Source organism: Alteromonas hispanica (assembly GCF_010500915.1).
Lineage (GTDB): Bacteria > Pseudomonadota > Gammaproteobacteria > Enterobacterales > Alteromonadaceae > Alteromonas > Alteromonas hispanica.
In genome coordinates this window covers 133,597-148,167 of record NZ_JAAAWP010000003.1, presented here as the reverse complement: position 1 = coordinate 148,167, position 14,571 = coordinate 133,597, and the positions used below count along the sequence as shown (strand labels likewise).

11 protein-coding genes are annotated in these 14,571 nt (G+C 45.5%); 4 read left to right on the top strand and 7 right to left on the bottom strand.

The features are described 5' to 3' along the window. Nucleotides 1–127 precede the first annotated feature (127 nt). Entirely contained in the window at nucleotides 128–2,131 is a 2,004-nt protein-coding gene (locus GTW09_RS06180; RefSeq protein WP_239059297.1) for an alpha/beta hydrolase family protein, read from the top strand. A 122-nt stretch (nucleotides 2,132–2,253) separates the two neighbouring features. Here the strand turns inward: GTW09_RS06180 and GTW09_RS06175 are convergent, their stop codons facing one another. Then, the gene (locus GTW09_RS06175; RefSeq protein ID WP_163110894.1) at nucleotides 2,254–3,390 is read right to left on the bottom strand and encodes an ROK family transcriptional regulator; all 1,137 of its coding nucleotides are present in this window, start codon (nucleotides 3,388–3,390) and stop codon (nucleotides 2,254–2,256) included. Between the two features lie 229 nt (nucleotides 3,391–3,619). On the opposite strand from GTW09_RS06175, the gene GTW09_RS06170 reads away from it, so the two are divergent. After that, nucleotides 3,620–4,588, top strand: a complete 969-nt coding sequence (locus tag GTW09_RS06170) for a carbohydrate kinase family protein (protein ID WP_163110892.1) — start codon at nucleotides 3,620–3,622, stop codon at nucleotides 4,586–4,588. A gap of 21 nt (nucleotides 4,589–4,609) precedes the next feature. Here the strand turns inward: GTW09_RS06170 and GTW09_RS06165 are convergent, their stop codons facing one another. The 4 genes from GTW09_RS06165 to GTW09_RS06150 all read right to left on the bottom strand — a co-directional run bounded on the left by GTW09_RS06165 (nucleotide 4,610) and on the right by GTW09_RS06150 (nucleotide 8,999). Then, nucleotides 4,610–6,271: a cisplatin damage response ATP-dependent DNA ligase gene (locus GTW09_RS06165; protein WP_163110890.1), complete on the bottom strand. Its 1,662-nt coding sequence runs from the start codon at nucleotides 6,269–6,271 to the stop codon at nucleotides 4,610–4,612. Further along, the gene (locus tag GTW09_RS06160) at nucleotides 6,271–7,287 is read right to left on the bottom strand and encodes a ligase-associated DNA damage response exonuclease (protein ID WP_163110888.1); all 1,017 of its coding nucleotides are present in this window, start codon (nucleotides 7,285–7,287) and stop codon (nucleotides 6,271–6,273) included. The genes GTW09_RS06165 and GTW09_RS06160 overlap by 1 nt, the downstream gene beginning before the upstream one ends. 79 nt (nucleotides 7,288–7,366) lie before the next feature. Then, the gene (locus GTW09_RS06155) at nucleotides 7,367–8,188 is read right to left on the bottom strand and encodes a lipase family protein (RefSeq protein ID WP_071980842.1); all 822 of its coding nucleotides are present in this window, start codon (nucleotides 8,186–8,188) and stop codon (nucleotides 7,367–7,369) included. 7 nt (nucleotides 8,189–8,195) lie between these two features. Further along, nucleotides 8,196–8,999 (bottom strand): UDP-2,3-diacylglucosamine diphosphatase, encoded by an 804-nt coding sequence (locus tag GTW09_RS06150; RefSeq protein ID WP_198521017.1) that lies wholly within the window; start codon nucleotides 8,997–8,999, stop codon nucleotides 8,196–8,198. Between the two features lie 174 nt (nucleotides 9,000–9,173). Between GTW09_RS06150 and GTW09_RS06145 the strand changes: the two genes are divergently transcribed. Together GTW09_RS06145 and pdeM are read left to right on the top strand one after the other, a co-directional pair. Next, a complete protein-coding gene (locus tag GTW09_RS06145) occupies nucleotides 9,174–11,636 on the top strand; it encodes a ligase-associated DNA damage response DEXH box helicase (RefSeq protein ID WP_163110885.1) in 2,463 nt (820 codons plus the stop codon). Between the two features lie 7 nt (nucleotides 11,637–11,643). After that, on the top strand, nucleotides 11,644–12,387 hold the full coding sequence (gene pdeM, locus GTW09_RS06140) for a ligase-associated DNA damage response endonuclease PdeM (RefSeq protein WP_071980840.1): 744 nt from the start codon (nucleotides 11,644–11,646) through the stop codon (nucleotides 12,385–12,387). Nucleotides 12,388–12,576: 189 nt separating this feature from the next. Here the strand turns inward: pdeM and GTW09_RS06135 are convergent, their stop codons facing one another. Then, the gene (locus GTW09_RS06135; protein ID WP_071980839.1) at nucleotides 12,577–13,470 is read right to left on the bottom strand and encodes a carbon-nitrogen hydrolase; all 894 of its coding nucleotides are present in this window, start codon (nucleotides 13,468–13,470) and stop codon (nucleotides 12,577–12,579) included. Beyond that, nucleotides 13,457–14,521, bottom strand: coding sequence for an agmatine deiminase family protein (locus GTW09_RS06130; protein WP_163110883.1), 1,065 nt, complete (start codon nucleotides 14,519–14,521; stop codon nucleotides 13,457–13,459). Before GTW09_RS06130 ends, GTW09_RS06135 begins: the two co-directional genes overlap by 14 nt. Nucleotides 14,522–14,571: the final 50 nt, after the last annotated feature.

The window sequence follows — 14,571 nt, the reverse complement described above, 5'->3', positions numbered from 1 at the left end:
GGAAAGAGATATGTGCGAATAAGTTAACATTAACAATGACATTCTGCTTGTTCGCACTGTTGAAAAACCTCTATTGGTAATGTAGATTTACCCGCCTACGCCGTAAAAAATAGTTAAAAGGACATATATGAAACGGATTTTTCTGGCCATGCTGGCTGTTTATTCTCTATTCATTTCTTCATCCACATCTGCAAGCGATAAACTCCCTCTAGATTACTTCATCAAGCATGGTGATTATCTCGATCTGCAACTTTCTCCAGATGGAAAACATCTCGCTGCTCGAGTTCGTCTAGATAACAAGGTTGTGCTTGGTGTTCTTTCTACTGCTGATATGAAAATTGTAGGCGGAGTGCGACCTCAGAATAACGACATTATTCACAGCGTTACTTGGGTGAATAATGAGCGCCTTGTTTTTGAATATGCGGAAAAGCAATTTTCTTTTGATAGACCCGTACCTACTGGTGAACTCTTCGCTATGAATTTCGACGGCAGCAAAAGAGAAATGCTTTATGGTTACAGAGCGAGTGATGAGCAAACTGGGAGTCGAATTACTAACAAAGACGATTCACTCGCCAGCCAGGACGTTATCAGTCTGTTAGAGAATGACGACAGGTATATTCTAATTGCTGAATATCCTTGGGATAAAGAGGGTAACACCTACTACAACAATCGGGTGAGGCCAGCAATTATCAGCAAACTCAACATAACGTCGGGGAGAAAACGAAAAGTTGATGTTTTGCCTCATAAGCGCAGTGTCCCGCTGGCAACAAAAAAGGGCCAAGTTATTTTTATGCGTTGGCAAGATGAAACGGGAAATTACCACGCTGCATACAGAGAAAACAATGACAGCGAGTGGAAGAATCTCGAAGACGTATTTAGCGTAGCAGAGGATATGATCCCCCGCGGTTTAAGCGAAGATGAAAAGTACGTTTACATGACGGGCTTTACTGGTGAAGAAGGTATTTATACCTATTTTAAGCTTAACCTAGAAACTGGCGAATCGAGCGAAATTTTTCAGTCGCACAATACAGATATCGAGCAGGTGATATTCGATAAACAGGGCTTGCCGGCTGTGGGCATTACATATCCAGGTACATCTGAATATGTTTATGCACAAGATACTACCCGCGCTAGTGAAATCCACAAAGCGCTGGTTGACGCATTTGGTGAACAAACCGTTACTATCGCCAGTCATACCAGAGATTGGAAAACGCTTTTAGTGCATGTAAGAAGTGACGTAAACCCCGGAGAGTACTATCTATTTGACAGCGAAACCCTTGCCGCCCAATTTATATGGGCCAATAGCTCTTGGATAGATCCACGCCTTCTCGCGCCGGTGAAGCCAATAAATGTCACAGCCTCAGATGGCGAAATTATCAAAGGTTATCTCACCCTTCCGAAAACACAGGGAAAAGAGAGTTCACCTGAGAACAAACCCCCTTTGGTGGTTGTGATCCACGGTGGGCCGCATCAAAGTGGAACGCGAGATTTTTGGGATTACAATAGTGAAGTTCAGTTACTTGCAAGCCGAGGTTATGCCGTACTACAAGTTAACTTTAGAGGCAGTGACGGCTATGGCGAAAGATACAAGAAGTTAGGCTATCGCGAATGGGGCGGAAAAATGATTGATGACATCAATGACTCCGTTAAATGGGCGATAGACCAGCAGTTAGTCGATGGCGACAATGTTTGCGCATACGGAGCTAGCTACGGTGGCTACGCGGCGCTTATGTCTGTAGTAAAAGAGCCTGACTTATACAACTGTACGGTAGGTTACGTAGGAATTTACGACCTTGAGTACATGTTTACAGAAAGTGACATTCCCAACAACTGGGGTGGAAAAGCGTATTTGCAACGTGTGCTAGGCAACGATAAAGCGCAATTAAAAGCGTATTCTCCGCTGTATCACGTGGATAAAATTAAAGCGAAAGTGATGCTTATCCATGGCTCAAAAGATAGACGCGTACCAGAGATTAACTCAGAAGCGTTGTCTGAAGCACTAATAAAAGCCGGCAACCCGCCAGAGTATTTACAATATTCTCAGGCCGGTCACGGTGTTTTTGATGAAGAAGACAGAAGAGAACTGTATCAAGGTTTGATAGACTTCCTCGATAAAAACTTAAAAAGTTAGCAAAGCTTTAGCATTAGAAAACGCCCCGAGGGGCGTTTTTTATTTCAGCCTGTCAACTCAAAAGCGAGTTAGGCTAAAGGCGGCGTGTGACATTCCAATGTCCGCTAGAACGATTTCACGCCTTAGTAATAATTTGCTACCAAAGGAAGATTGGCGCTTCCAATAGACTGCGCCCTCGCACCTACTTTACCCTCTGTGATAGTGGGTGAAGCAATGCCTCGCATATCCCGTTGAGACAGCGCGCGACGAGTTTCTTCAACTAACAGGGATTTAACAGGTTCTGGCAACGCACCATCAATAATTACGCCTTCTATATCCAGTAATCCTGCGGCGCACTGGGCAGCATAGGCAAGCCCCTTCGCAGTAGCTTTTACCCAATTTGCGATATAGATTTCATCAAAATTCCAGTGTCCGTGTACATCGTAAATTTGCTTTCCATTTATGCCGTTTTGATTAAGTGTATTTTCCAACACAAAGAGTGACGACTGGGCAAGGAGTTGATGCTCGTTCTCGCCGTTAAAAAATGGTAGAGAACCTACGGCCCCAGCATTGCCGGCTTTTCCTAAATAGGGGGCGTTGTTAATAACTAATCCGCCGCCTAAGAATGTTCCCACAAATAAATAGAGAAAGTGAGTGAACCCCTCTGGATTACCAAATGACATCTCCGCGCTACAGGCCGCTGCGGCATCGTTACAGATAATAACAGGTAGTGAGAGCAGCGCTTCTAATGCTGATTTTGGATCGAATTGCTTCCATTGTTCTAGTACTGCTAATGGAGCCGCGGCTTCTTCAGCCCATGTCCAAATTTCAAACGGCATAGCAACACCCAGCCCGCGTAATCGCGTCTTTTGTTCAACCGTAACCTGCTTTAACAAAGCGTTTACTGCACGCTCAGAAAAAGATAAGAGCCCATCAACAGTAGGATAGGCCACTTTTTCGCTGATAGTGGCCCTGACGTTGCCGCATAAATCGAGAAGGGTCATATCGTAACTGCGCCTTCCCACTTTAAGGCCAAGGCTGAGTGCGCCATCGACATTTAGGCTGAATGGTACTTTGGGTTGCCCCACACTTCCTTTGATAGGCGCATTCCGTTTCACCAGCCCATCGCTTTCGAGCTTCTTAATAATAACGGTAGCAGATTGTGCTGATAGGCCAGTTAATTCAGCTATTTCTGTTTTTGGTAGCTCGCCATGTTTATTAATGAGCGCAATGATTGCGCGTTCATTGTCAGAGCGGCTATCCGCTAAATGTATTGCCATTGTTATTTTGCCAACTCCTGCTTACCGTTGAGATTGAAACCCTGTTACGGCTTTAAATCTGGTTATTAGATCATCAACCAAAGTATAAATTTGTCATGCATTAAATCAATCCGGTTGATTTAATGCAATGGAAAGATGATACTATAGTCAATTAACGATCTATTAACCCAGTGTAAAAATTTAAAATTTGCGCTACGGTTGGTAATACTCAAAATACAGTGGAGCTGGTATGAAAATATTATGTTTAGGTGAAGTACTTATCGATATGTTAAGCCAAGGTGCGGCGCCAAAAGACGGCGACATACCGGCAATGAAACCATTCCAACCTTATGCGGGCGGTGCGCCAGCTAACGTGGCTGTTGCCGTATCTCAGCTTGGTGGAAATAGCGCCATGGTATCAAAGGTAGGCGATGACACCTTTGGTGCATTTTTAAAAGAGATGTTAGCGCATTATAAAGTTAATACTGACTTCGTGTGGTCTACAAGCGAAGGTAATACAGCTTTAGCCTTTGTAAATTTAGATGAAGATGGTGAGCGTTCTTTTGATTTTTATGTAGATAATGCAGCGCACAAGCACATCACGGAGCTGGACTTAGCCACAATTGACTGCGACAAAGATACGGTTCTACATTTTTGCTCAGGCTCCTTGGCTGGTCCAGAACTGATTCCCGGCACAGAATTTATTCTCGATAAAGCACAGCAGAAGGGAATGATGGTGTGTTTAGACATTAATTATCGCCCTGCATTTTGGGACAACACCGCGAATGCACCAGCAAGAATAGATAGCGCAGCACAGCGGGTATCCATCTTAAAAGCAAGTCGCGAAGAACTTGCTGAGCTTTATGGAGAAGAAAACGCAGACGCGAAAGTGCAGGAGTGGCTAGAAAGCGGCGTTAAAGTGGTTCTAGTCACAGATGGTGGCGAACCTATCCACTATATCACTCAGGCATTCAGTGGTACGTTAGCGTCTCCTAAAATGGATGTGAAAGACACTACGGCAGCAGGCGATTCATTTATTGGTGGCTTTCTTTATTACCTTTCAACGAAAGTCAAAAGCACAGATGAATTTGATGCGTGGGCAAGCAGCTTTGAAAATGTGAGCGAGGCCACTGAATTTGCAATTCGCTGCGGTGCTTATACAGTAACTCAGTATGGCGCGTTTAGCGCACTGCCTACCCAGCAGGATATTGCCAAATAGGCTTTAACCAATATCTCATGGTTAGCGCTCAATAAGCTGTTTGAGCGCTTCCAGTGTGTCCGCCTCATTCGCTGGTTTGTCCCAGCGAATGCGGTGAATACGAGGAAAACGAAGGGCGACGCCCGACTTGTGGCGGTTTGAAGGATGAACCGCGTCAAAAGCTACTTCAAAAACCAGCTCTTTCTTTACTTCCCGAACGGGCCCAAAGCGACCGATAGCGTTGCGCCTTACCCAGTTATCTAATTTCTTAAGCTCTTCATCGGTAAAACCCGAATAGGCTTTGCCTATGGGCAAAAGCTGCTCTCCTTGCCATGCTCCAAACGTGAAGTCTGAATAAAAGCTTGAGCGTTTCCCATGGCCTCGCTGCGCATACATAATCACCGCGTCGACTACAAGCGGGTCGCGCTTCCACTTAAACCATTTGCCTTTGGGGCGTCCCGGCACGTAGGTGCTATCAAGGCGTTTAAGCATAAGACCTTCAACTGATCGGTTAGCGCAAACGCGACTATGTAATTGTCTCAGCTCTTGTGGCGATGAGGCTTCAAGCGTGTTGGATAAAAATACCCGAGGTATCTTTTTATGTTCAATCCAAGCGGCTAATTTTTTACGACGCTCTTGTAATGTGAGTGAGGTTAACTGTTCACCTTCCAAAACTAACGCATCGTATACAATGAGTCCTACTGGGTTGGACTGCATTAAAGACTTAGCAGGTTTCTTCTTATTCAACCTTTGTTGCAGTGCGTTAAAGGTATCGACTTTAGGGGGGGCAATTGATGCGAGTGATTCCTTTGCTTCTTCACTCGCATTTTGAATTACCAGTAACTCGCCATCTAACACCATGTTGCCTTGCATGTGTTCTAGCAAGTCGGGAAAAGAATGGCTAATGTCATCACCGGTTCGAGAAAACAGCGCTTTTTCGATGTCGCTTTCCTCTGTGTTGTCGCTAGATATTTTTTGTATGGTTTTCTCTGTGTTCACCGCAAGCTGGACACGAATACCGTCGTATTTATTTTCAATTTGCCACATGCCTGGCTCAAAGCCGTCAATATCGCTTTCCTCTATGGGGTGTGACAGCATTACAGGGTGAAAGGTAACCGCATTTTCAATATCGGGCTTATCGGCTTTTCCCTCTAACCATTGCAACAGCTGCGTATAGGGAGGCGTAACTGCATGCCAGAGAGTTTCTATCTCTTTGATATCTTTGTTTCCGTAGTCAGCCAATATCTGTTTTATTGAACGTGCAGATACACCTATGCGTAATCCTCGAGTACCTAGCTTTAGTAAGGCCCAGCGCTGCGAAGGTGTCATCATCGTTAAATAATCAGCGAGGGTTTTTGATACCTGTTGTTTAGCAACGTTGGCGAAGGTATCAACAATGCTATGAAGAGACGGCAGCGGAGAAACTGCCTCACTATGTGGCCAAAGGTGTGCCACGGTCTCACTTACTTCGCCAACATAGTCGTAACTCATCGCAAACAGCTGTGGGTCGGTGTGCTCAGCAATAAGTTTTTTCACCGTATTTCGTTTAAAAAAATCAAAACGAAGTGTTCCCGCCATAGCCGCAATAGCCCATCCTCTGTCAGGATCTGGTGTATTGGCAATATAGTCTGCTATTAGCTGGGCCTTCGCTTTATTTCCCGCGGTGTAGTAAAGCTGTTCAAGTAAATCACTAAACGCCTCCATTAATCTCCTCCCTGTTCTTCCTCGTCGTAGCCTACGAGTGAAAGTGCGCGAGCTTTGTATCCCATTTTCTCTGCCTGATACATCAGTGCGTCTTCTCTTCCATGGGTAACCCACACTTCTTTAGGATTTACCTGCTCTATCGTCATAAGTAGTTCGGGCCAGTCGCAATGATCGGAAATAATAAGCGGTAGTTCAGCATTGCGCTGTTTCGCTCTAGCGCGTATCTGCATCCATCCCGAAGCCATTACTGTGCGAACATTTGGAAGGCTTCTCGACCATCTATCTGACAATGCTGAAGGTGGCGCAATAACTATCTCTCCCGCTAGTGTTTTTTTATCACCCACCTCAGAAACAGGAATTAACTCTCCAAGATCAATATTAAATTGCTGATACAGGTCGCAAAGTTTTAGCTGTGCTCCATGCAAATATATGGGTTTGTGATATCCAGCGTCTCGCAAGGCAATTATGAGACGCTGACACTTACCTAAGGCATAGGCGCCTACAAGGTGGCAACGCTTGGGAAACACTCTGAGTGAATGTAAAAGCTTATCTATTTCGTTCTCAATCGGAGGGTGTTTAAAAACAGGAAGGCCAAATGTGGCCTCTGTTATCAAAACATCGCATGGCACTACTTTGAACGGTGGGCATGTTGGGTCGTGCCGCCGTTTATAATCACCAGAAACCACAATCCGAAACCCTTTATATTCAAGCAAAATTTGCGTGGAGCCTAAAATATGGCCGGCAGGGTAAAAAGTCACAGACACGTCGTTAAACGTGATTGTCTCGCCCAATGTAACGGTATGTTGGTGCTTAGCCATATCCTCGCCGTAGCGAGTTTGCATAATGGCGAGAGTTTCTTTACTTGCGTAAACACAGTGGTGTCCAGCCCTAGCATGATCCGCATGGCCGTGAGTTACTAACGCCGTAGTCACTTCTGTCATAGGGTCGATATAAAACCCTCCAGGTTCACAGAATAAACCAGTGTTATCAGTTTTTAGCCATGTAGACGGATGCACAGATAGCTACCCTTTTGAAATTTCTATTAAATCTACATACGGTAAAATTGGGGCAAAGCGACCACTTTCGCAAGTGCGCTTAGTGCTTATCAAAAAAGTCTTTATTGCGAATGTATTTATGCATGTAGTGGTAAGAGATGGGCGAAATTAGCCACTGGGATAGAACGCGATATAGTCGCCAAATAGGTTTGGCGTTATCGTAAACCCGTTCGTTGTGAAGCCAGAGCGAGCGCCCGACATGCTTAAACAGACCGGGGATGGGCGGCAGAAATGTCACTATATCTAAGTCGCAGCACACTCGAAACGTACGGTGGTGAAGTAAGTAGTGCTTGTAATAACGCAAGTAACTGGTTGAGGGCTGTCCAAATGTAACAACACGGCGCACCGATTTTGGGAATTTTAGCTCCAAACGTTGTGCAGCTAACACGGCCATTGCGCCACCAGACGAATGCCCGGTTAGAGTAATGCGCTTTCCCGCCTCAATAAGAGGCGCTAATTTAGTTTCAATGTCCTCATAAATACTGAGGTTTTTGGGCTTTGTATTTTTCCCGGTTGGATCAGTAGAAACAGATTGGCTTCTCTGATTAAGCAAAAATTGATAGCCAAAGTGCACAAACCCATTGTGCGCAGATTTATCTGCAAATTGACCTTTTGCTTTACTTGGAAAAATACAAAAGTTGAGTAGCCAGTCCCGCAACGATTGGGTTCCTCTAAACAGTACAATGACTTCTTTTTTGTTAGGGCGGCAAAGAATTCTGGCTACAACAATGCCTCTGGCGTCAGTTACAGCATGGTGGTGCTGTGCCGAAAAGCCCAGTGAGGCATAGTCAAATTCTTTCGGGTACGCTAACTTGCAAAGTACCGCATATCGTTCGTACTGATAACGCTTAAGTTTTTTCAAGAGCGAATTAGGCTGCCTTATTAGTTGTGTCTAGATGACTAAAATCAAGTTCAGATACAGTATCTTGTTTGGTATAAACCACCCAATCAATTAGCTCTAACTTTCCGGTACTATCTTCAACTAGCGCAGAGCAGTTTTCTATCCAGTCACCGTCGTTCACATAATGAATTCCATTGACAATGTCCGACTCTGGGTGATGGATATGGCCGCAGATTACACCGTCTAACTTAAGGTCTAAGGCTCGCTTTGTAGTGGCGTTTTTATAACGCGCTATCGCTTTATTTGCCCCTTTAACCCGTTGCTTAATGTAGCCAGCTAGCGACCAATAGTTCTGTTTTCTCCAGCGGCGGATTAAGTTAAACCAACGATTAGCGAACAGCAGGGCATCGTAGGCTTTATCTCCTATCCAAGCATGAAAGCGACCTAGTGTAACGTCTTGATCGCATTGATCTCCGTGCAGCACAAGGTAGCGTTTATTAGCCGCTGTTTCATGAATATATTGGCGTTTTATTTCAATATCCCCAAACTGCATTCCAGAATACTTTTGTAATGGTGCATCGTGATTACCAGGTAAAAAAACCACCTTGGTAGAGTCATGACTTAGCTGCATAATTTTATGGATAACTTCGTTATGCGCATCTGGCCAGCGAAATTGCTTGCTCATAGACCACATATCAACAATATCACCCACTAAATACAGTGTGTCGCAGGTCATGTTGTTTAAAAAATGAAGTAGAAAGTCTGCTTTGCAGTCTTTGTTGCCAAGGTGTGTATCTGAGATAAAAACACTTCTGAAATGGGGGGCCTTAATCATTGAAATGCTCAAATAGGTCGTTTGGTAGCTCTACCCTAATGGCTTATCTTGACAGTAAATTGACACCTTGATGACGATACGGTTACGACAAGGGCTTAATCGTTCCCCTTGTTAATAAACCTTAGTCGCTAGCAAGCGTATAACGAGTAAAAATTTAGGTAAGAGATACAAATGAAATCCGTTCCCCCAGTGTTTGCTGAGTGGTTTGACAAGAAAGGCTGGCAACTGCGTGATTATCAACGCACTATGCTGGTGGAAAAAGACAAGCACGACTGCACGTTACTTATTGCGCCCACGGGAGCAGGTAAAACCTTGTCTGGTTTCTTACCAAGTTTAGTAGAGCTGCATGAGTTAACGACTTCATCGGGCTTTAGCGGCTTACATACTCTCTATATCTCTCCTTTGAAGGCGTTAACCCAAGATATTCACCGAAACCTGCTGCAGCCTATCGAGGAAATGGGGCTGGACATTAGTGCCGAAACGCGCACAGGAGACACGCCTTCTCACAAACGCCAGCGTCAGCGTAAAAAGCCTCCTCATATTTTACTGACCACGCCGGAATCCCTCATGCTAATGCTTAGCTATGCCGATTCAGATAAGCTTTTTGGCAAGTTAAAGCGGGTTATTATCGATGAAACCCATAGCTTAATGGCTAATAAACGAGGGGATTTCCTATCTCTTGCGTTAGCGCGTTTATCGATACTGTCACCTGCCTTAAAGCGAATTGGGCTGTCGGCAACTGTTGCCTTTCCTGACACCTTGGGAGCTTGGCTTGCAGGTACCGATAGCCAAGCCAATATTGTAAAGGTGAAAGCGGGAGAGAAGCCTAAAGTTGAGATGCTTCAGTCTAAAGCGCGCATGCCTTTTGGCGGTTTCATGGCTCGTTATGCTATTGATGATATCTATGAAGCGATAGAGAAAGCCAACACAACCTTGGTTTTTGTCAATACACGCGCCCAGTCTGAGCTATTGTTTCAAATGTTGTGGGAGGCAAATAAATTAGCGCTCCCTATCGCGCTCTATCACGGGAGTTTGAGCAAAGAGCAGCGGCGTAAAACCGAAGCAATGATGTCCAGCGGTTTGCTCCGTGCCGTAGTGTGCACATCTGCGCTTGAGCTTGGTATCGACTGGGGAGATGTAGACAAAGTTATTCAGGTAGGCGCACCTAAGGGTGTGAGCCGTCTGTTGCAGCGAATCGGACGCGCCAATCACCGGCTTGATGAACCCAGTGAGGCATTACTTGTTCCTGCAAACCGCTTTGAAGCACTAGAATGCCAAGCTGCTATCACAGCGATAAATGCAGGTGAGTTAGACGGTGATGCTCCACATGCGGGGGCTCTTGATATTATTCCGCAGTTTATTTTGAATTGCCTGTGCAGCCAAGCCGACACTCCAGATACATTATATGCCCAAATACTTAACGCTACGCCTTATCAGGGGTTGGATAGAAGTGACTTCGAGAAACTGTGGCAGTTTACCCTTGATGGCGGCAGCGCTCTCAATGCCTACGAGCGTTACCAAAGGCTGACTAAGAATGAAGACGGTACGTTTTCGCCGGCCAATCGCCGAGTAATACAGCGCCATAGACAAAACATAGGCACAATTGTTGAGTCGGGTCGTCTGAAAGTGAAGCGTATACGGCGTGGTAATCAGGGAAAAATTATTGGTGAAGTAGAAGAGTATTTTGCCCAGCAGCTTACTCCGGGAGATACTTTTTACTTCGCCGGAGAAGTGCTCAAGTACGAAGCAATAAGAGATATGCAGCTGCATGCAAAACCTGCAAAAGCAAAAGAGCCAAAAATTCCGAGTTATAGCGGCGGTCAAATGCCTCTTTCTACTTATTTAGCCGACGGCGTTAGAGCTATTTTAGCCAAGCCCTCCCAATGGAAAACTTTGCCAAAGCAGGTTCAGGAGTGGCTAACGCTTCAAGAGGCGTTCTCCCAATTACCTAAACCCGATAGCGTACTGGTAGAGCAGTTTCCGTTTAGACAGGCTTATTACACGCTTTTCTATACCTTTGACGGTAGAAAAGCCAATCAAACGCTGGGAATGCTGTTAACCCGCCGTATGGAAAAAATGAGTATAAAACCGCTCAGTTTCAGCGTTACCGATTACGGACTTTCGATCGCCGCAGTGAACCCGATAACGCAACAACAGCTACAGCGCCTTTTTCAACCTGATATACTTGGCGACGAGCTTGAAGATTGGATGCTGCAAGCACCCATGCTTAAACGGTCTTTCAGGCAGGTGGCGGTAGTGAGTGGGCTTACAGAGCAGCGATACCACGCAAGTCAAAAAACCATGAAGCAGGTTACGTTTTCCACTGACTTAATTTATGACACCTTGCGAGAGCACGACCCCGACCATATTCTTTTAAAAGTGGCGAGGGAAGATGCAGAGCGAGAGCTACTAGACTTAACGCGGTTGGCGAATTTATTGATTCGCTATGTGGATAACGCCACCTTGGTCAATTTAGAAAAGGTTTCGCCTATGGCGATCCCTATCGTGCTAAACGTTCGCAGCGAGCAAATTAAAGGTGCAGGGGCTCAGGCCATTATTGAACAAGCCGATCTCTATGCAGAAGCAGAAAATATGTTAGAGGATGTGCGCGCACTGCTTTCACAACAAAAATAGGTATCAATTGGCAATTAGCGATAGTTGGCTAACGCAGCAGTTAGCAAAAAGAACATTGAGTATCACTAAGTTTGCGAACTTGCTGTGGGTACTCGATGCCCGCGGAGTGGCTTACTTACCATCGCTAGACTGGTTGGTCGTATCAGACCTTCATTTGGAAAAAGGCAGCTATTTACGCAGTTATGGAAATCCGCTGCCCAGTTTAGATTCACAAGCAACGTTAAAGCGGCTCGAAGCCATTATTCACGACTACCAACCTAAGCGAGTTATCAGCCTGGGTGATAGTTTTCACGATAAATACAGTATGTCTAGAATGACACCAAGTGATCGTGAGCGCTTAAGTGAACTGGTTTTACAGGTAAATGAGTGGAGCTGGGTTGAGGGGAACCACGACCCCGATTTGCCCGACGGCATTCCTGGTGATGCGTGCGAAGAAATACATTTGCATCAGCAGGGCCTTTACGATGTGGTATTTCGCCATGAGCCAAAAGTATTGGCTGTTGAAAATGGCGATGAAGAGTTGAGCAGGGCTCAAATTATTGGTCACTTTCATCCGAAAATGCGTACCTCAATTTCCCGCAGACGCTACTCGGGAAAGTGCTTTGTTGCAACACAAGCTCTGTTTGTTATGCCTGCGTTCGGGCAATTTACTGGTGGGTTAGATATTGATGATGAGGTTATGCTGGCTTTGCTGGATAAAAATGAACGCAAAGCTTTTATGATGTACGACGGTATTATATTCGGGACGTGATTTAATAAAAGTGAATATTGAGAGTGCATAATTGTAAGCTATGTCTGGGGCGTGTTGATCTTTGCTGTACATTTAGCCTAAAACTCGTACAACAAAGTTCAACACGCCCCAGGGAAAGGCTTCCTAGACATAGCTCTTTTGACCCGACACATTAGTCACAGCTTGCAAGCTACGAGTGTCTAATTGTTACTAGTCGCGCCAACGCTTAGTTAAATCATCGTAAGCGTCTATGCGACGGTCGCGAAAGTATGGCCAAATACGTTTCACGTTTTCAGTACGCGACATGTCTAATTCAACTGAAAGTGTGGTCTCTCCGTCGGCGTCCGCCTTTGCCAGTATTTCCCCTTGAGCTCCGGTTATAAAGCTTTGTCCCCAAAACTGAATGCCTGGGTCTGCAGGGTTAGGCGAGGGCTCGAAGCCTGTTCTGTTCGCTACAATAACAGGCAGGGAATTAGCGACGGCATGAGCGCGCTGAATGGTTTCCCATGCGCCGTGCTGACGAGCACGTTCTTCATCTGTGTCGTTTACATCCCAGCCAATTGCGGTGGGGTAAAACAATAAGTCAGCACCAGCCATGGCCATCAGTCTTGCCGCCTCTGGGTACCACTGGTCCCAGCAAACTAAAACGCCTAGTTTACCAATACTGGTTTGTATTGGCGTGAAGCCGGTATCGCCAGGGGTAAAGTAGAACTTCTCATAAAAGCCAGGGTCGTCGGGTATATGCATTTTGCGATATTTGCCCGCAATTTCCCGACTTCTATCAAACACAACGGCAGTGTTGTGATAAAGCCCAGAGCCTCGCTTTTCGAAAAGTGACGTTACTAAAACAATATTGTGTTTCTCTGCCAGCTCACCGAAAAACTCGGTTGCGGGGCCGGGAATAGGTTCGGCTAAATCGAAAGCGTCGGTATCTTCTTGCTGACAAAAATACAGTGTACTGTGGAGCTCTTGTAGCAAGATACACTCACATCCTTCAGCGGCAAGTTTGGCCACTTGTTCAGCACTTTTATTCCAGTTTGTCGCTTTGTCGTTATCGCTTACAGCCTGTTGTACAAGGCCAACTTTTAACTTAGCTGGGGGCATAAAGTGATACTCCTTTTTTTAAGTTTTCGATAATGACACTTTTTAGCGTGTTCTTTGGCACTTGCATTGAGATACAGTGCAAACTGCCGTATTGCTTTACGAGTACGCGACAGTCAATTGGTTCAACGATATAGGTAGGAAAAGCTTTTTGAATAACTGAAATCGCCTCTCTATCTTCATCCTCTCCATAAATGGGAAGCAAGATTGCGCCGTTACAAATAAGGTAGTTGGCGTAAGATGCAGGAAGCCGATCGCCATCGTCACTTACAATGTATGGCAGCGGTAGTCGATACTGTTGATATTCTGGCAAGCGCTCTGCGCACTCATTACACAAGGCGTTTAGTGCATCGAAATGCGAGTCGTTTGGACGATTTTCGCAGGCTTGAATAACTAGGCCTGTATCAGGGGTAAATCGTACAAGCGTGTCGATATGACCGTCGGTGTCATCGCCCTCAAGGTGGCCATGTTCTAATATTGTTACTTTGCTGGCGCCAAGCATTTCGCAGAAAATGCCTTCGTATGCCGCTAGCGACAGGTCACCATTACGCTCTGGGTTTAGCAAACACTGAGACGTAGACAATAAGTGCCCTTCATCGTTAATCTCAAGTGCGCCGCCCTCAGCAACGATAGGACTGCTGCGCATGACAGACTGACATAATGCGGCGAGATAGCGCTGATTAACAAGGTTATCGTCTTGCGCGTTGAATTTATTGCCCCAACCATTAAACCTAAATTCAGTTGGATGGCCGTTGCCCTCGCTATCTGTACAGGTGATAAAGCCGTAATCGCGCATCCAGGTGTCGTTGAATACGGCCTCGACAATCATGACATTAGCCGATGGCGAAATACGCGCTTTTAGATCATCAACATCAGCAGGGGCGCACAGTAAAATTACACCAGCATTGTATCGGTTGACTGCGCTGATTACGTTAAGATATGTCTCTCTAGCTTCTTCTAGCCATTCAGACCAATCTGTTTGCGCGTGAGGCCAAGCAAGCATGATAGCGTCGCTGTCATGCCACTCAGGCTTCATAGTGCGGGAGCCTTGCATAGTATGTCTCGGTTAGTAAGTCACGGTGTTAGACGCTAAGTATACCGGCA

Excerpts from the sequence above, each read along its gene's own strand:
- GTW09_RS06180 (WP_239059297.1), top strand. The coding sequence starts at position 128 with ATGAAACGGATTTTTCTGGCCATGCTGGCTGTTTATTCTCTATTCATT.
- GTW09_RS06175 (WP_163110894.1), bottom strand. The coding sequence starts at position 3,390 with ATGGCAATACATTTAGCGGATAGCCGCTCTGACAATGAACGCGCAATC.
- GTW09_RS06170 (WP_163110892.1), top strand. The coding sequence starts at position 3,620 with ATGAAAATATTATGTTTAGGTGAAGTACTTATCGATATGTTAAGCCAA.
- GTW09_RS06165 (WP_163110890.1), bottom strand. The coding sequence starts at position 6,271 with ATGGAGGCGTTTAGTGATTTACTTGAACAGCTTTACTACACCGCGGGA.
- GTW09_RS06145 (WP_163110885.1), top strand. The coding sequence starts at position 9,174 with ATGAAATCCGTTCCCCCAGTGTTTGCTGAGTGGTTTGACAAGAAAGGC.
- GTW09_RS06135 (WP_071980839.1), bottom strand. The coding sequence starts at position 13,470 with ATGCCCCCAGCTAAGTTAAAAGTTGGCCTTGTACAACAGGCTGTAAGC.
- GTW09_RS06130 (WP_163110883.1), bottom strand. The coding sequence starts at position 14,521 with ATGCAAGGCTCCCGCACTATGAAGCCTGAGTGGCATGACAGCGACGCT.